This is a genomic window from Streptomyces sp. SID1328 (genome assembly GCF_009865595.1).
Taxonomy (GTDB): domain Bacteria; phylum Actinomycetota; class Actinomycetes; order Streptomycetales; family Streptomycetaceae; genus Streptomyces; species Streptomyces griseoluteus.
The window spans coordinates 46,160-63,771 of record NZ_WWKH01000489.1; the positions used below are offsets into that span (position 1 = coordinate 46,160).

At 68.8% G+C, this 17,612-nt stretch carries 12 protein-coding genes and 1 pseudogene; 6 read left to right on the top strand and 7 right to left on the bottom strand.

The window, feature by feature from the left end:
- Nucleotides 1-18: 18 nt before the first annotated feature.
- Nucleotides 19-144 (bottom strand): hypothetical protein, encoded by a 126-nt coding sequence (locus tag GT030_RS37150; protein ID WP_272920696.1) that lies wholly within the window; start codon nt 142-144, stop codon nt 19-21.
- A 234-nt stretch (nt 145-378) separates the two neighbouring features.
- Here GT030_RS37150 and ppk2 point away from each other — a divergent pair, with 234 nt between their 5' ends.
- A complete protein-coding gene (gene ppk2 / locus GT030_RS15150; RefSeq protein WP_161201560.1) occupies nt 379-1,182 on the top strand; it encodes a polyphosphate kinase 2 in 804 nt (267 codons plus the stop codon).
- 775 nt (nt 1,183-1,957) lie between these two features.
- On the opposite strand, the gene GT030_RS15155 is transcribed toward ppk2, so the two are convergent.
- Nucleotides 1,958-2,146, bottom strand: coding sequence for a hypothetical protein (locus GT030_RS15155; protein WP_161201561.1), 189 nt, complete (start codon nt 2,144-2,146; stop codon nt 1,958-1,960).
- A gap of 694 nt (nt 2,147-2,840) precedes the next feature.
- Here GT030_RS15155 and GT030_RS15160 point away from each other — a divergent pair.
- Entirely contained in the window at nt 2,841-3,410 is a 570-nt protein-coding gene (locus GT030_RS15160) for a carbonic anhydrase (RefSeq protein ID WP_161201562.1), read from the top strand.
- Between the two features lie 466 nt (nt 3,411-3,876).
- On the opposite strand, the gene GT030_RS37375 is transcribed toward GT030_RS15160, so the two are convergent.
- Nucleotides 3,877-4,389, bottom strand: a complete 513-nt coding sequence (locus tag GT030_RS37375) for a hypothetical protein (RefSeq protein WP_346009642.1) — start codon at nt 4,387-4,389, stop codon at nt 3,877-3,879.
- Between GT030_RS37375 and GT030_RS15170 the strand changes: the two genes are divergently transcribed.
- Nucleotides 4,364-4,900 (top strand): hypothetical protein, encoded by a 537-nt coding sequence (locus GT030_RS15170; protein WP_161201564.1) that lies wholly within the window; start codon nt 4,364-4,366, stop codon nt 4,898-4,900. The genes GT030_RS37375 and GT030_RS15170 overlap by 26 nt on opposite strands.
- 311 nt (nt 4,901-5,211) lie before the next feature.
- Here the strand turns inward: GT030_RS15170 and GT030_RS15175 are convergent.
- Nucleotides 5,212-6,435, bottom strand: a pseudogene (locus GT030_RS15175) (helicase associated domain-containing protein); the annotation flags it as partial.
- Nucleotides 6,432-9,407, bottom strand: coding sequence for a DUF4365 domain-containing protein (locus GT030_RS15180; protein ID WP_346009643.1), 2,976 nt, complete (start codon nt 9,405-9,407; stop codon nt 6,432-6,434). The pseudogene GT030_RS15175 and the gene GT030_RS15180, both read right to left, overlap by 4 nt.
- Before the next feature lie 206 nt (nt 9,408-9,613).
- Here GT030_RS15180 and GT030_RS15185 point away from each other — a divergent pair, with 206 nt between their 5' ends.
- The 3 genes from GT030_RS15185 to GT030_RS15195 are packed head-to-tail and all read left to right on the top strand — an operon-like array spanning nt 9,614 to nt 13,832.
- Nucleotides 9,614-10,771, top strand: coding sequence for a tyrosine-type recombinase/integrase (locus GT030_RS15185; protein ID WP_346009644.1), 1,158 nt, complete (start codon nt 9,614-9,616; stop codon nt 10,769-10,771).
- Nucleotides 10,768-13,275: a site-specific integrase gene (locus GT030_RS15190; protein WP_237522442.1), complete on the top strand. Its 2,508-nt coding sequence runs from the start codon at nt 10,768-10,770 to the stop codon at nt 13,273-13,275. Before GT030_RS15185 ends, GT030_RS15190 begins: the two co-directional genes overlap by 4 nt.
- Nucleotides 13,272-13,832, top strand: coding sequence for a DUF6262 family protein (locus GT030_RS15195; RefSeq protein WP_202460108.1), 561 nt, complete (start codon nt 13,272-13,274; stop codon nt 13,830-13,832). The genes GT030_RS15190 and GT030_RS15195 overlap by 4 nt, the downstream gene beginning before the upstream one ends.
- Nucleotides 13,833-13,891: 59 nt before the next feature.
- Here GT030_RS15195 and GT030_RS15200 read toward each other — a convergent pair whose 3' ends face one another.
- Together GT030_RS15200 and GT030_RS15205 are read right to left on the bottom strand one after the other, a co-directional pair.
- Nucleotides 13,892-16,549, bottom strand: a complete 2,658-nt coding sequence (locus tag GT030_RS15200) for a DEAD/DEAH box helicase (RefSeq protein ID WP_161201566.1) — start codon at nt 16,547-16,549, stop codon at nt 13,892-13,894.
- A 52-nt stretch (nt 16,550-16,601) separates the two neighbouring features.
- The gene (locus tag GT030_RS15205; RefSeq protein WP_346009645.1) at nt 16,602-17,282 is read right to left on the bottom strand and encodes a hypothetical protein; all 681 of its coding nucleotides are present in this window, start codon (nt 17,280-17,282) and stop codon (nt 16,602-16,604) included.
- Between the last annotated feature and the right edge of the window lie 330 nt (nt 17,283-17,612).

Genomic DNA, 17,612 nt, shown 5'->3' on the forward strand with positions numbered 1-17,612 from the left:
ACAGCCGACCAGGTGCCGTTAGCCGGCCTTCCACTCCTCGGTGTACTCCTCGAACCGGATCCTCCCGTACTTCTGGATGCGCTCCGCCTCCGACTGGGACCGTGGCGCCGCCTTCTTCTGGTTGTGGCAAGAGTCCGACGCCACACCCTTCGGAAAGACCCGCACCACTCCATCGCGACGACATGGACGTCTGGTCCCCTTCCGGCCAGGAGACTCCAACGCATCCGCTCCGTCGCCCTGGCCACGATGGCGGACGCGCGTGGCGGCCGCCCAGGGCCTGCCGCGGTGGGCTAGCGTTCTTCGTCGGAACCACGGTGGTGTCCAGGTGTTCGACCTTGGTCCTGGGTGACCTTCTGACTCGGCAGGCGGTGGAGCGGCATGGCCGGCAAGAAGGCGGGAAACCTGCCGCGCGCAACCTACGAGAAGGAACTACTGCGTCTGCAGACCGAGTTGGCCAAGATGCAGGAGTGGGTGCGAGCGGAGGGCGCCCGGCTGGTCGTCGTCTTCGAGGGACGGGACGCGGCGGGCAAGGGCGGCGCCGTCAAGCGGGTCTCGGAGCGTCTCAATCCGCGGGTGACGCGGATCGCGGCACTCCCGACGCCGACCGAGCGCGACCGTACACGGTGGTATTTCCAGCGGTACGTGGAGCATCTGCCGGCCGCCGGCGAGATCGTGCTCTTTGACCGGTCCTGGTACAACCGCGCCGGGGTCGAGCATGTGATGGGCTTCTGCACCAAGGAGGAGTACCAACTCTTCATGCGGCAGTGCCCGAACTTCGAGCGGATGCTGGTGGAGGACGGAATCCTGCTGCGCAAGTACTGGTTCTCGGTGAGCGACACCGAGCAGCAGGAGCGGTTCCGCCGCCGGCTGGAAGATCCACTACGCCGCTGGAAGCTGTCGCCGATGGACCTGGAGTCGATCACCCACTGGGAGGCGTACTCACGGGCGAAGGACGAGATGATGGTCCACACCGACATCGCCGAGGCTCCCTGGTACGTCGTCGAGAGTGACGACAAACACCGCGCGCGCCTCAACATGATCGCCCACCTGCTGGACTCCGTGCCGTACCACGAGGTACCGCCACCGGTTCTCGAACTGCCGCCCCGGCCGCCGTCGACCGGATACGAGCGGCCGCCGCGTGATCTGCAGAACTACGTCCCCGATCACACGGCGAACCTCTGAGCCGCACACGGTCGCTCCGGGACGACGGCAGTCACCGTGCCGCCCCCTCCGAGGTCGTGTACGACGATGTCGTGTGCGGTGATGCCCGACGGCCGCGTCCTGCCGCTTCCCGAGCGGCCTGCCACCGCCCATGGGATGGGAATGCCGCGTTCCGGCTCCCGACGGCGAGGTGACAGCCCTGGCAGCGCAGCCCTGACGTGCGATGCCTCCCGCGCCTGTCCGGTGTGCGGGGGCTAACGCTGAGAGGTGGGGTTGCTGGCGTGCCGTGTGTTTGTTGGCCTGCGATGTTGTGGGTTCCTTGGGAGAGGCCGAGGGGACGGTTCCAGTCGGTAGTTCGGGCTGTGAGCCGGGGTTGTGCCGTCGTGTGCTGAGTAGGACCAGACGTGTGGTGGGTTTTGTCAGCGCGTGTGGGTTCGGTCGGCGTTTGTGCTGTCAGCGCTGTTTCACCTCTTCGGTGGGTGGGTGTCGGCTGACCTAGCAGCCCTGGCACCCGGCCCCGAGTCGTGAATCCACCCATGGCCAACGGTCCCGAGATCCACGAGTGCGGCGCCCGGCGACCGTGCCGGCGCACGTCACCACTGCCCGGCGTACGTCTGCGACATGACGTACGCCGACCGCCACCAGGACCCCGCCCGCAACCGCACCCGGCAAGACCCCCCAGACGCCTCGGCCCGGCCCGCTCGAAGCGCCCCAGACACTCCTGTGGGCCATCTCCAGGCCCAGCACACGACGGAGGGCCAGTCCTCCCGGCCGCGCACTCACCACCCCCGCACGGCTACGCCAGGCTGTCCTGCCCCTGGACCTGTGCCCACTCCGGTCCGAGGCCGGCGAGGCGCCCAAACTGCTCCCCGCTGAGCCCCGCGCGCCGGGTCTTGACGTTCGAGAGCCATACTCCGAGCCGGGCCTGGGTCCCCTCTGCCCGTACCTCGGTGTGGGCCCGGCTGGCGGCTTCCACGGCGCCCATGTGCACCCGGTACTGCCCAGAGCCTTACATCCCCGCAGGAACGCCGCAGACGCACCCTTGGGGACCTTCCCGCCCGCCTGCTGACCGCCCGCCGCCCTCGGCTTCACCGGGGGTGGGGGAGTGACTCCGAGGGCGGTCAGCCGTTTGCGCTGCCCCTCGGCCAGCCCTGCCCCCGCGACGTGTTCCCGTTGCCGCTGGAGCCACCGCCCAATGTCCGTGCCGGAGGCGGTCACGCCGATGGCTGCGTTCGCGAGTTACGACAGCGGTTGTTCATCGTCTCGGGAGACACCCGGATCGGGCCGGGGCTGATGTTCACGAGAACGGACAGCACCCGGCCATCGGCCTCCAGTCGGCAGGGCCGGTCTCGGCATCAAGAGTCCATCCCGCCACCCGAGCCGGTTGTGTGGGCCGTCTGCGGCAATGCAGCCCGCGCCCGCTTGCGCCTGCTGCCGGGGCACCCACATCACGCTGAACAATCGGCCTGGTCAACCGCAGGGATGTGCCTGAGCGGCATCGAAGGGAACGACCGATGGACAGAGCCGGACGTCCGGATCGTAGAGCGCTGCTTGTCGGCGGACTTATGGGCGTCACAGTCGCGCTTGCGGCGTGCTCATCGAAGGGGGCCGCCTCGAGCGCGAGCAGCGCTTCGCCGGAAGCGCGGCCCACCACGCCCCACGCGGCATTCGCGAGGCTGATGGGAGGCAACAAGCGCTGGGTGAGCGGAAACCTTCAACACCCCGACCGGGATCCGAACCGGCGTCAGCTCCTGGCCCAGGAGCAGGAGCCTTTTGGGGCGATCCTCTCGTGTATCGACTCCCGAGTGCCGCCTGAACTCCTCTTCGATACCGGCCTGGGTGACCTTTACGTGATGCGCACGGGTGGGGAGGCGGTCGGCCCGGTAGTCACTGGTTCTGTCGAGTACGGCCCTATGACGAGTGACACCCCCCTCATCGTGGTCCTCGGGCATCAGCGCTGCGGAGCCGTCAAGGCGGCGTATTACTCACTTCGTGACGGCAAACCGCTGTCCGGCAACCTGCAGGCGATCGTCAGGGCTCTGCGGCCGGCGTACGAGCAGGCAGTCCGGGAGGGCGGCGCCGACCCGGTCGAGACCATGGCCCGCGCCCAGGTCAAGTTGACCGCGGCCGATCTGCGCTCCAACCGGGACCTGGCCCCACTCGTGGGAAAGGGCGCCCTTGCCGTGGTCGGCGCCTACTACTCACTCGACACCGGCAAGGTGGAAGTCCTGTCCGGCGCGCCCTCCTGACCGGTCGGACGAGCCGGACGGGCGTCATCAGGTCAGTGACGGGGACCGAGCGTCGACTACGGCGATGCCCGGTCGAACCGACGCGGATTCGATGTGATCCTGCAGCAAGCCGTCGACGAGGCACTGACGGACGCGGACTGCGAGTACGGCCCGATGCTGTCGAAACTCATGAACATTCCGCCCCGGCTGCGGCGGCCGAGTGCCTCCCGAACCGCTGTCAAAGTGCTGTTTACGCCCACCCCACGCCCAGTTCTCGCAGCGCATCTATGTCCGGTGGCGGTTTTTCTGATCAGCGGCTGGTGGGCTGGCCTGTGTTGATCAGTTTGGCGTGCTGGTGTGGTCGGTGGCGCGGGGGTTTCGGCGGGGCGCGGGTGGGGGTGTGGGCCTCGCTGTGTGGGGTCTGGTCTGCGGCTTTGTCAGATAGCGGGCTGAGTGATCAGGTCGTGTCACTTGTGGTGACCGGTGATCAGGTTGAGTAGTTGTTGGTATCAGGCGCGGTCCTACGTCTGCTGCCACGGAGCCCCTCGTAGGACGCTACTGCGCCGTGCCTGCTCAACACGGTGACCGCATCGTCCAGGGCCTCGTCCAGGAGGTCCTCGGCGGCCAGGATCTTGTGGAGGGTGGTTGGTCCGCTGCCGCCGGGGGAGCCGCTCTGTCCCTTCCCCCACACGTAGGTGGCGACCAATGCCTCTCGGAGCGTCTCGCGCGCCAGCGTGTGGGCGACCATCGACGTCACCTGCGCCCGGCTGACCCGGGCGTCCCCGGTGAAGGAGTGGGGGGCCAGTGCCGAAGGCCAGGGGGTGATCCCCGGCTGTGACGCAGCTCCTGTCGCCCCCGGGGGAGGCCGCCGTACCGTTGTCCGCACCTCCCCGCCCGGGCGCGCAGTGCCCGCGACCGGATCACCCACACCGGAACACCCAGGACAGGCGGGCATACGCACAGGACGGTCCACCATGCCCACCGCGCTCTCGCCCGTCATCGCCGCCTCCGCACGCTGGCTGCTGACGGCCTTCCCCCCGGCCACCGGCCCGCTGAACCAGGCCCTGGCCGAAGCCCAGGCAGGCCATGCGGCCACCATCGCCGCCGCCCTGCGCTACCCCACCGCGCTGGACGCCGAACTGCTGGACCTGCTCGGCCCCGGCGGCTCCGGCCGGCTGGACTTCGTCACCGGCGCCGACGCACCCCCGCTGACGGACGCCACCCACGCCTGGCGCACCCAGGTCGACGAGACCGTCGTCAGCTGGGCGGCCTGTCTGCTGGCCGACGCCGACCTCGCCGCCCTGGCCACCGCCTGCCTGGCCGCCACCCACCACGGCCCCGACAGCGTGGGCGACGCGCGCCGGCTGACCATCCCCAGCCCGCGCGACCACCGCGCGGCCCCCCTGCTGCGCCACCCGGACTTCCTCGGCCCGATCGCGGACCTCCACCGCGATACCCTCCTCCGCCTCCTCGGCGCCGCCCCGGCCGTCACCGCCCCCGAACCCGGGTGACCACCGAGCCCGTACGACCACAGGCAGCCGGCCACCGTCGGGCCGCCGCGGCCCGTCGCGCTCAGGGCGCCTTGAACAGAGCCGGGAAACACGGAGCGAGCCAGGGCTTGCGCCCCCCGACCAGGATGCGGCCCTGAGCGAGGGAACCCCGTGGCGCACCGTGCTCGCGCAATGCGGTGACCGCAGCGTCGAGGCCGTCGAAGGCCAGGACCTTGTGGAGGGGTGACGGTCCGCTCCCACCGGGAGTGCCGCGCCTTCCTTTGCCCATACTCGAGTGAGCCCGATGGGGGTCGGCCAGCGGCCCGTGGTCCTCACGCCCACTCCATTCCCAGCTCCCGAAGCGCGTCGCGCTGCCCCGCGCTGAGTTTGTCGCGTCTGGCGCGGGTGTTGGAGATCCATACGCCGAGCTTCACGACCACAGGGTCCCTCTCGCCGTCAACGGCGATTTCTTCAGCGTGGCCGCGCGGTACCGGCCGGCGGGCGCCTTCTCGTTCGACCCACTGTGTGAGGGCTGTCAGGCCCCGCTGGAACGCCTGCTGCGCCTTGCCCGGCCCGTTCGCCGCGCGCCCGTCCGCCGGGGCGGGAGACGGCGCCTGAAGCGGCTTGACGCCCAGCGCGGTCAGCCGTTCCTGCTGTTCGGGCAGGAGCCGCGCCCAGGTGCCCGGTTGTTTCTGCTGCTGGAGCCATCGTCCGATGTCGTCGCCGTCCATGAGTACGCCGGGTGCGATGTCGGGCAGGAGCCCGCCGGGTTCGTCGGCGGCGAGGTCGGCGAGGATGCGGTAGTGGCGTTGCCAGTCCAGCGGCCACGGGCAGTTCCAGTCGGGGTCGATCTCGGTGAGCTGCGCCGCGCGCAGGGCGGCCCGCTCCGAGTCTTTGCCCAGGCCGTTCTTCGCGCCTTTGCGCCGGAGGTTGGCCATGTGCTGCCCGATGGGCACCACCGCCTCGGCCTCTCCCCATACGGCGTCCTGGCGGGGTGCGAGGTGCCCGGTGGCCCGCCGGTAGGCCCGGAGCTGGGCGAGCTTGGCCTCCCACGCCTCCTCACCGGGCTCCCAGAGCATCCCGGCCTCCGGCGCGTCCAGCAGCGTTTTGCGTCGCTCTTCCAGCTCTCCGGCCCGTAGCGCCTTGCGCTGCTGGTGGACCCATCGCCCAAGCGGGAACGCCTTGGTCGCCCCGACCTCGACCTCTACGTCGTAGGGCACGGCGTAGAGGCCGGTGATCTGCTTCTCCTTCCGCCAGCGCAGCAGGGCCTGGTAGCCCTCCAGCCACACGAGGGATTCGGGCCGGTAGACCCGGGTACGCAGGAACGCCGCGATCGTCCCCGCGTCGCGGGGGCTGGAGAAGTGCAGCAGGGCGGATTCGGCGGCGGCATCGGTGTCGCCCTGCTCCTGGTCCTCGCCGTCGCTCTCGCCGCCGGCCCCGACGATCCGCCCGTCCTCATCGCGCTGGAGATGGACCTTGCGCTTGCCACTGGTGAGGGCGCGGGAGGCGAGCTGCTCGACCAGACGCTCATCATGCGAGCGCAGACCCTTTATCAAGGGGTGGTTGCGGGGTGTGGTGTGTTTGTTGTGGACGGCGGGCTGGAGGTGGGGGTGGCTGCGGATCGCACGAGGGCGGACATGTGTTGGCGGAGGGCGTTTCGCAGGGTGCGGTGGGTTTCTAGGGCTGATAGGTGGTCGAGGGCGTGGGCGATGGCCAGTGGTACGCGGCACCCTGGTTCGTGTGCTGCTGTGGCGATGGCTGCTTCGACGGCTGGCGTGGGGTTTTCCTGGAGGCCGCGGGTGAGGGAGAAGGCTGCTGCGGCCCGGACTTGGTATTGCGGATCGCCGGTGAGAGCGACCAGCGTTCCTTGGATGACGGGGTCGTCCGTGTGGTGGCTGAGGGCGGTCACGAGGTGGGCGGCGGATCGGCGCTGTGAGGCGGAGCCGCGCAGCCAGGTGAGGATGCGGTGGAGCGCCGTGGTGCTGTCGATTGCGCCGAGGGCAAGGCCAAGGGCGAAGGCTGCCTCAGTAAGGTCCCCGGCTTCGCCGATCAAGCCTGCTACACCCCTGATTCTGGGCAGCCCTGTCTCGAAGCCAGCCCGCAGGCGGGTGGCGGCCGGGGCAGGGAGCTGGTCTGCGCGTGTGGTGAGGGCGCGGACGGCTCCTGCTTTGTGCTCTTGAGCGACTTGGGGGTCGAGCACGATGTCGATGACGGAGTCCCAGCGGGCGTGCTCGGGGAAGAAGAAGTTGCACAGTGCCAGGAGGCGTGCCCAGTCCCAGCCGCCGAGTCCCCAGCTGTTTTGGTGAGCGTCGTCGAGTTGCTGCTGGCAGTGAGTCTCGGCCAGGTCGATCACGCGCTGGCCGGCGCTGGGGGAGAGATCCGCCGGTGAACGGACTTCACCGATGGCGTCGATGTCTCCGGCTTCGGTGCGGCGCAGCAGTTCGGCTTCGGCCGTGGAGTCGCCGCTGGCGATCAGCACGCCCAGGAGCGCGGCGGACATGCTCGGGTTGGAATGGCCTGTTGCGGCCGCGCGGAGGTGGTCGGAGAAGGCTGCGACGGCAGAAGGCCTCAGGAGCGTAGCGAGGTTGATCAGGTCGGTTTCCGCTGGCTCGCCCGGCCGGTCCGGCAGGATGCGCAGGAGCATGTCTGCTGCTTCCGCGTGGAAGGCGTCGGTGGCTGCGGGCAGGACTCGCCATAGAGCCCTGTGGGCGTAGTGATCGATGGAAAACGTTGGCCGTACGCGTTGTGCAAAGGGCGCGGGGTCTGCAAGCAGGGCCAGACAGTGACGTCCTGCCTGATCGGCCAGTTCGGGCGGTAGGAGGTCTCCGGCGTGCCGGAGAAGGGCCAGTTTCGTGGGCGCGTTGGTGTGGGTCCAGGGCGCCGTCACTGACCGCTGTACTGCGGCTTGTACCGGGCTGGCGGGCCCCGCCGCCCATAGACGTTGCACGGCGATCTGCAGAGTCTTGGTGCAGCCGTAGCGTCTCAGTTCGTCGAGCGTGTCCTCCAGGCCGCGGGCGTGAGGGCCGGTTGGTACCTGGCCAGGCTGGCTGTGCTGCACGCTGAGTTCTACTGCCGCATCGTTGCGCCATGCCGCTTCGTGCTGGATGACTTCATGCCGAGCATGTTGGGCGAGGGCGGCTGCCGCGGGGCCCCGCGTTCCCGCCAGAGAGGCGCTCAGCCAGGCACTGAGCAGACGGTTCTGTGCCTCTTCTGATGGCCAGGTGCCTGGATCTTCGCACTCTCCCCAGGCGCGGAATGCCTTTTCCTCATGCTCTTCCAGAGCCCAGGCAACGGTTTGAGAGCGCCACCAGGAGGCGGCGGTGTCGACGGCCGTCATGGTGGCACCAAGGTCTTTTGCCTCCAGCCCCGAGGTCCGGAAGAGGAAGTCGGCAGCCGACGCACCGATGGCAGTTGCGGTGACATCATCAAGATCGAGTGCGACACTCCGCTGCGCTTCGGCGGCCAGTCGACGGGACGTGTCGAGGTCTCCTTGCTCACTCATCACGATGGCTCGGTGTATGAGAACCCAGGCCTGGTCGATGGGGAGGAGATCTTCGCCCGCCGCCTCCAGAAGTGCTTCTGCCTCCTCCAGTCGCTCGGTTGCGGTGAGGAAGGCGGCACCGGTCACGACGCTGGCCGCGATCCGGTGAGTCTGTTCTGGTTTCCGTTTCCGCTCACCGGGAGTCGGCGGCGCGGGGCAGGCGTCTCTTGCGAGGTCGAGTAGCGGTTGGAAGTTCGAATCAACCACCGCGTCGTGGTAGGCGGAGAAGAACCTCCATTCCCACAGACGGGAGCGGCTGTCGGCCCCGGCAAGCTGAGGATTGGAGCCCTTCTCGATGTACCACTTCAGATCCTGGACACGCCCCTGGGTGACCAGGGCGATGGCTTCCTCGGGGGCGAGGGTGCGTTCAAAGCTGGTGTTGCGGTGGGGAGCGATGAGGCGTGGGGTCAGCAAGGCGTGTCGCAGCGCCCTTCCCGGAGCGACTGCCCTGGCTCCTGCCGCGAACGAGGTGCCTTGAAGTACGGGCTGCTGCTTTGCTGAGGTGGCTACCTCCAGCAGCGTGTCCCGACTGCTTGGCTCTACCTTCTGGTGGATCGGCACGTGGATCTTGAAACCGTCCCCCGTGCTCTGAACTGCTTCTTTCGTCACATGCGCCCAGTACGAGGTACGAGTCGCGTCGTCGTGCATCACGAGCAGATGAGGCAGGGCGTGCTGAACCCAGTCCTCGAAATGCCTGGCGTCACTTTCCGCGTACCACCATCCAGTGCAGGTGCCTTGATCGTCGCTGGTCGGTGCGCCGAAATATGAGGGTCCTGACTTGACTTGAGCCGCCATCAGAATAATCCGGTCAAAACGACGCTCGTCGCGCACCTGAAGGAAGAGATCGATACCGAGGTCATGGCGGGTGTTTTCCACAGGGCCCCAGCCAAGGTCTGTGAAGTCGGCTATGACCCGGGAGACCCCCGCTCCGCCGGTCTGTTCCTGCTCGCTGCCGCGCATACCCATTCCGCAGCCCCCTTCGGACATTCCTGTCGCATCGGCAGCGACGCCCGTCGCAATGCACGTCCTTGTGAAGTGGCAAGCGCAGGCCCCCGGACGCCCTCAGTCTCAGGCACCGAGATTATCTCGGGGGAAGTCAGGCGCGTGGTGCGTTTGTTTGGGTTGTCGCCTGCGGGGATGGCCTGTGAGCGTGTGCCGTACGCGGTTCTGTGGCTGGTGGTTGTGTTTGTCATGTGGATGCCGATTTTGTGGCGGAGCGTGCTGTTTCTCCGGTGACTGGTGTGGCGCGGTGGGTGGTGGTGGATGCCGATTCGTTTGATCTGCACACCCAGGCGGTGGCGTTCCTGGCGTCGTTGCGGGCGCGGGGGTGTTCGCCGAACACCGAGCGCGCGTATGCGGGGCGGGTCGCTCTGTACTTGAACTACTGCCGGATGCGGCGGCTGGACTGGCGGACTCCCGGGTTCCTGGATCTGGTCGGGTTGCAGCGGTGGCTGGTCGAGACGCCTCTCCCGCCCCGGGCTGGCCGGGTGCGGCCGGGTCCGGTTCGTTACCGCTCGCAGGGGACGGCGAACGCGGTCATGACGGTGGTGGGGGAGTTTCTGCGGTTCGGTGCTGTGCACGGCTGGGTGCCGGCCGATACGACGGCGTTGCTGTCCCAGCCGAAGCTGCTGCGCTTCACCCCGCCCGGCTTCGATACCGGCGAATCGGGCCGGCGGCGCCAGGTTGAGGCGGCCGCGTTCCGCTTCAAGGTCACCGAGCCGGGCTATGAGGACCTCAGCGACGAGCAGATCCGCCGGATGATCGCTGCGGCTCCGAGTGCCCGGGACCGTTTCCTGATCGCGTTGCTGGCGTGTACGGGGCTGCGGGTCGGTGAGGCGCTCGGGCTGCACCGCGGCGACATGCACCTGCTGCCCTCCTCCCGCGTGGTGGGCTGCGGCGTGGAGGGTCCGCACGTGCATGTCCGCCGCCGTATGGACAACCCCAACCGGGCTCTCGCGAAGTCCCGGCATCACCGCTTCGTGCCGGTCACCGCCGATCTGGTGGCGCTGTATACCGACTACCAGTACGAACGCGACGATGTGGCCCAGGGGGCGGAGTCGGAGATGGTGTTCGTGAATCTGTTCCGTGCGCCGCTGGGCCGGGCGATGTCGTACCCGAACGCCAAGGAGATGTTCGACCGGCTGGCCCGCGCCGTCGATCATGCGTGTCGTCCGCACATGCTGCGTCACTCGGCGGCGACCCGCTGGCTGCGTGACGGCGTCGACCGCGATGTGGTGCAGCGGCTCCTGGGCCACGTCTCGCCGTTGTCGATGGAGCGCTACCGGCACGTCGACGACGCCGAGGCGCGGGCAGCGGTCGAACGCGTCGATTCCCTGAAGGAGCGCCGATGAGCAGCATCTCGTCCGCCCTGTCGCGGCTGCCCGCATCACGCACCGACGGCGCGCAGGACCTGGACGGCGGGGGATGGGCTGCGTGGCTGCGAGACCATCTCGATCCCGCCTGGCGGACCAGTGAATGGCGGCAGGACTGCTGGCTGTTCACCGGCAGTGTCCACGAGCCGCGCAGCTCGGTTGCGCTGTGCCGTACGGAGGCGTGCGACACCGTGGTCTCGCCGGCCAACATCTTCTGCCCGTTCTGCAGGGAGGAGCAGAAACGGTCGCGGCTGCCCGCCGCGGAGTTCGCGCGGGCCTTCGTGCCGGTGCGCAACCGGGTTGCCTTCGGCGGTGTTCCGGAGCCGTGCAGTTTCACGAAGGACGGGCAGCGCTGTGTCCGGCCCCGCCACTGCAAGGAACTGTGCGCCACGCACTACACCCAGTGGAAGACCCACACCGTCCGCAACACCGTCGGCCGGTGGGAGGACACCGCCGTCCCGTATGCCGATACCCCTGCCTGCCCGGCCCCTGCCTGCCCGCTGCCGGGCCTGTACGGCCGGGGCCTGTGCCGGCACCACGCGCAGCGTTTCCGTGAGCACCGCCGTACTCACCCGGACGCGGCCGTGGCGCCGTGGGCGGCGCAGCAGCCCCCGTATCTTGCCCCGCACCAGTTCAGCCTTCTACCGCTGCCCGCGCTGCTGCGCTGGGAGGTCCTCTACGGTCTGCAGCAGGTGGACCCGTGGCTGCGGATCTTCGAACCTCCGCAGGTCCGCCGCATGGTGCGGGACCTGGCTGAGACCGGCACGCTCATCGGCGACATCACAGACCAGCAGATGTGCCCGCGCTCTACCGTCGCGGTCCTGCGGATGCTCGGCCGCGTGCGTACGGCGGTCCGGGCGGGCCATGCGCAGTACACCGGCACCGCCCCGGCACAGAACGACGTCCTGGACCTGCGGGCGCTGCGCCAGCGTTCCCGCACCCCGGCCGGTATCCGGCAGCCCAAGACCGTCGATCTACGCACCATCCGGCAGCCGTGGCTGCGCGACCTGCTGCGCACCTGGACCGTCCAGCAGCGGCCGGGAGCGGACGAGTTCGCCCGCACACTGCGCGGCGTCGAACTCGCCTCCCGGGCCCTCGCGCAGCGCCCGGGAACCGACGACCCCGCAGGCTTGCGCTACGACGACGTCACCGCTGTTGTCGAAGCGTTCCGCACCGCACTGAAGCTGGACGGCGATCCGGCCGGGTGGAACTACCGCATGTCCATCGCCAGCCACTTCTTCGCCCTGATCGACTACGGCCGCCGCTCAGGCACCGCTGGCACCCTCTCCGCCGCCTTCGTCCGCGACCCCGCCCTCCACCGCATCCCCGAACAGGAGGCCAACGAGGACGAGATCGGCAAGGCGATCCCCGAACCGGTGATCCGCCAGCTCGACGCCCACCTCCACCTCCTCGGCCACGGGCGGGCCCGCGGCCAGCGCACCCTCGCCCCCGAAGACCTGCATCTGATGTACCGCACGCTGTACATCCTGCTCAGAGACACCGGGCGGCGGCCTCTGGAAGTCTGCTCCCTGCCCCGCGACTGCCTGGAGACCCGCAACGACCAGATCTGTCTGGTCTGGAACAACCACAAGGCCCGCCGCCACCGCAGGCGCCTGCCCATCACCACGTCCACCACTCAGGCCATCCGTACCTGGCACGAACGCCGAGAGCAGCTCCACACCAGCCTCCCGCCCACCGGCGCCGACTACCTCTTCCCCGCCCTCACCCACCTCGCCACCCGCCCCTACCTGCACACCAGCTACCTCGGCGAGACCCTGCGCGACTGGGTCGACTCCATCCCCCACCTGCACGGAGAAGGCACCGATCCCCAGGGCAACCCGCTGCCTTTCGACCGCACCCTCATCTACGCCTACGCCTTCCGCCACTCCTACGCACAACGCCACGCCGACGCCGGAACCCCCCTCGACGTCCTGCGCGAACTGATGGACCACAAATCCGTCAGCACCACCCAGCGCTACTACACCGTCTCCCTGAAACGAAAACGCGACGCCGTCACCAAGCTCGCCGCCCACGTCGTCGACAACCACGGCCACCCCAGCCCCAGCTCCGAGACCGCCTACGAACTGCGCTCCGTCGCCGTCCCCTACGGCGGATGCACCGAACCCAGCAACGTCAAAGCCGCAGGCAGCTCCTGCCCCATCCGCTTCCAGTGCGCCGGCTGCGGCTTCTACCGCCCCGACCCCTCCTACCTCCCGGCGATCGAACAGCACATCAACGAATTGCGCGCCGACCGCGAAACAGCCCAGGCCATGGACGCCGCCGAATTCGTCATCACCGCCTTCACCGCCCAGATCTCCGCCTACGAGCAGGTCACCGACCGGATGCAGCGCCGCCTCGCCGCCCTCCCCGCCGCACAACGCCGCGAGATCGAGGAGGCCAGCACCATCCTGCGAAAAGCCCGCGCCGGCCACGCCCACACCCTCCTACCGCTCACCGTCGTCTCCAGGACCGACCCGGCATGAACCCCCGCGGCAACCCGCACACCCTCGCCCAGGCCCGCCGCCGCACCAGCCTCGACAAACGCCAGCGAGCCCTGACCGCACTCACCACCCTGGAACAACAGGGCAAGAAGATCACTCACACCGCGGTCGCCCGCACTGCTGGCGTCTCCACCTGGCTCACCTACGCCGAAGGCATCCGCGAGCACATCGAAGCCGCGCAACAACGCCAGCACCCCACCACCCCCTCGCCCGCCCACACCCGCAGCACCACCGCCACGCTGCGTACAGAACTCGAGCTCGCCAGGCAGGAGATCCGGACCCTAAGGGAAGACAGAGACCGGATGCGGCAGGCCATTCAGCACCAGCTCGGGCAGCAACTCGACGCCCTCGACACCGGGCACCTGACCGAACGCGTCGACGAACTGACCCGGAACAACCAACGGCTCGAAGACAGCCTCCAGCAGGTCACCGACGACAACCACCGGCTCCACGCCCGCGTGGGCACCCTGGAAACAGACCTGGCGGCAGCACGCACGAGCCTCCGACGGATGATCCGAGAGGAGAACACCAACCGCTGAGGCGGGTCCAGGCACTCCGCAGGACACGCCACGCTTCAGCAACCCGACCGACCCTGCTGCTAAGCCCACTCAACTCCGAGTGCGGCGAGTGCGGCGCGCTGGTCGTGGGTGAGTTTGTCGCGGCGGGTTTTGGTGTTGGAGATCCATACGCCGAGTTTGTGCTGGTGTTCCTGGCCGTCGATGACGACGGTTTCGACGTGCCCTCTTGGTACTGCCTTGTGAGCGCCCTCGCGCTGGATCCACTGTGCGAGGGCCGCGAGGCCGCGCTGGAAGGCCGATGCCTTCCCGGAGGCCTTCGTGCCCTCTGCGGAGGCTGGTGCGGGGCGTTCGGCGGGTTTCACTCCCAGTGCTGAGAGTCTGCGCTGCTGCTCCTCGGTGAGCTGGAACCACTCGCGGGTCTGTCGCTGCAGCCATCGTCCGAGGTCGTCGCCTTCGAATTGCACGCCGGGGGCGATGGGGGGCAGGACACCGTGGGGTTCGTCGGCGGCGAGGCCGCGGAGCACGGCGTAGTGGCGTTGCCAGTCCAGGGGCCAGGGGCAGTTCCAGTCCGGGTCGATCTGGGCGAGCTGTGCGGCGCGGGCTGTGGCGCGCTGTGGGTTCTTTCCGAGGCCGGTTTTGCGGCGGAGGTTGGCCATGTGTTCCCCGACCGGGGCCAGTTCACTGTCGGTGTCGCCCCATAGGGCGTCGCGTCTGGGGGCGAGGTGGCCGTGGGCGCGGTGGAAGGAGCGCAGCGCCGCCAGCTTCCGCTCCCAGGCTTCGTCGCCGGGTTCCCACACCATCCCGGCCTCGTCGAGGAGCATCTTGCGGTGGGGATCGAGTTCGCCCGCACGGTACACGCGCCGCTGCTGGTGGACCCACCGCCCCAGGGGGAACGCCTCCGTGGCGCCGGCTTCGGTTTCGGTGTCGTAGGGGACGGCGTACAGCCCGGTGATCTCGTTCGCCCGGCGCCAGTGCAGCAGGGCTTGGTAGCCCTCGAGCCAGACCAGGGATTCGGGCCGGTATACCCGGGTGCGCAGGAACGCGGCGATTGTTGCCGCGTCTCTCGGGGTGGAGAAGTGCAGCAGCGCTGACTCCACGGCGCCCTCGGTCTCGTCCTGTCCGCCTTCTCCTTCGGCCGTGGTGCCGATGATGCGTCCGTCCTCGTCCCGCTTCACGTGTACGTGCCGCTGCCCGCTGGTCAGGGCCCGGCTGGCGAGCTGCTCGACGAGGCGTTCGGAGTGCGAGCGCAGGCCTTGGAGGACGGCTACGAGGGGTGCGAACGAGGCGGAGGCGACCATGTCGGTCGGGTCCTCGCCGGGCTTGAGGAAGACGGGCACGATGATCCGGGCGGTCTTGGCCGTGCCGTCGGGGTTCGGGCGCAGTGCTCGGCCGATGTTCTGCACGATCTCCACCTGGGAGCCGCGGGTGTCGGCGAAGCACACCGCCTCCACGCCCCGCTCGCCGACGATGTCGACGCCTTCGCCCAGCACCCGGACGGAGGCAAGGAACGCGCGGTGCACCCGCTTGCCGTCGGCGTCGACGCCGTCTGCAAACTGCCGTAGAGCTTCCCGGCGCTCGGCGACGAGGTGGTCACCGCACAGCCATGCGGACCACACCCGCTCCGGCGGTACGTGGCGGCCGGCCTCCAGCTCGTAGAACTCCGCGTCGATCGACGACTCCGGCAGCAAGTCCGCGTCGGCCAAGGCCTCGCCGGGGACCTCGGCCGCGTACAGTGCGGCGGCCGTCTGCGGCATCTTCTCCGCGAACGCCATCGCCTCCTCCACCCGCTGATGGAAGGTCATGACCGTGCGCAGGTTCCGCGCGGCGGCGTGCTCCAGGAGCGCCGTCTGCAGCAGGGCAAGGCGCCGGCCCCGCTGCGCCTCCTCCGACTCCCCGACGACGGGGGAGGGGTCGTGGATCTCCAGCACGTCGATCTCGAACCCGGCGAGGATGCCGCGCTCGATCGCCTCGGACAGTCCGAGCTCGTAGATCCACTCCCCGTACGGGCCGTCCGGGTCGGACGCCATGGTCGCGATCTCCAGCTCCTGGCCGTCCCTGCCCCTCTGCGGCCGGGGAGAGGCGAGGATGCGCGGGGTGGCAGTGAGGTAGAGCCGGAAGTCCGCAGGGATGCGGGTGTTGTCGTGGATCGCCGCCCACGGCCGCCCAAAATCACCAGTGGTGGAGTGGGCTTCGTCGATGACGGCGAGGTCGAACGGGGCCATCGCCTGCCCGTACAGCCGCTCTCCGCCCGCCAGAGCAACCTCCAGCGGCCCGCGGACCTTCCGCTGACCCAACGGGTCCTCCGGGTCGTCACGGTCCACCAGGGAGGCGTACGTGGCGAACACGACCACCGGCCCATGCCCCGCCCACAGCGCCAGCTGGATCGCGTTCGTGGTGGTCCGCACGCCCAGTTCCTCCAGGACGTCGTCTTTCTCCAGCGAGCACACCGCGACCATCGGCCCCTTGTGGCCGACCCGGCGCCACGCCTGGGCGGTCTGCACGAGCAGGTCGAGGGTGGGGACCATGACGAGGATCCGCCCGCCACGGAAGCACTCCAGCGCAGCCCACGCAGCCGTGATCGTCTTGCCGGACCCCGTGGCGGACACCACCGTGGTGCGCGCCCCTTCTGCGGGCACAGAAGACCTTGCAGGGAAACCCACCCATTCACGGATACGCGCAGTCGCCTCCACCTGGTGTTCTCTGAGCACGATCCGCTGAATACCAAAATGCGCTGTCATCAATTCCTCTTGTCAAGATCGCATTGTCAGCCGGGCTGTCTCATCGACGGCTTCAAGCACCGAGTCCTTTGAGGCCCCATTCATCGAGCCCGGAGTAGACCGTGGCGGTTCGGCATTGCGGCGCCGACATGCACTCAGCTTCCCCGCGGTAGACGGCCACAAGAGAGTCAGCTCCACGCCACCAGGTGTCTGAGCGTCCGGCAACCTCCAAGACCGGCTCGAACCGGTCGAGTTGCAGCGCCTCCACGGCTTCACCGGTCACCGTGGTGACAGTGCGGGCGCACCGTCGGGCATGATCTGCCAGGGCCACCGACTCCACCCACCCCGCGACGCTCCCATGCAGAGGCACCCAAGTGCCGGCATGGACACCGAACTCCCCCTCGGGACCGATCATGAAGGTGTAAGGAAGCGCGGTGCGCTGCAGCCCGGCCCCGAACCACCAGCCCTCCGCCTCCGACCCCTCAGGCACGTCCGCACTCAACGAACTGGGACCGCCGTCATAGTGCGGAGACGGAGGGAGGGCTATCCCGCCCCAGATCTCCTGATACGCCGCAGCACGGTCAATCTCCGCTACCGGGATTCCGTGCTCCAGCCACCGGGACCGGTGCCGCTCCACACCAGGATCAGAAATCCGGTGACCGTGGATTCGGACGAAATATTGAGCCCTGCGCGTAAGCCCATCCGGAATCTCTCCCCTGATGGTCACTCGATCCACCTCCTCGACTCTGCTCACCCTGTCGAGCTCACACAGCCTTGAGGGTGTGACCAGTTTCCCCCAACTCTACATGCTGCATCAAACGAACCATGCACTATAATGAAACTCGACACGAACGACCGGCCACCCATCCTCGTAGCCAGCCAGGCCCGCGCCAGCGGGCCCAAAGGCCCTGGAGGCGCAGCCGGAAGGACCGTCAGGCGGGGGAGCGCAGCGGACCCGCCGACCAGGCTGGAGCGAAGCGGAAGCCTGGTAGCGGGACGAAGTCCCGCCGGTCCGGGAGCGCAGCGGACGGACCGTCACCCTCCTTGCGCAGCAAGGAGGGTGAGCGTGGAGCGCAGCTCCACG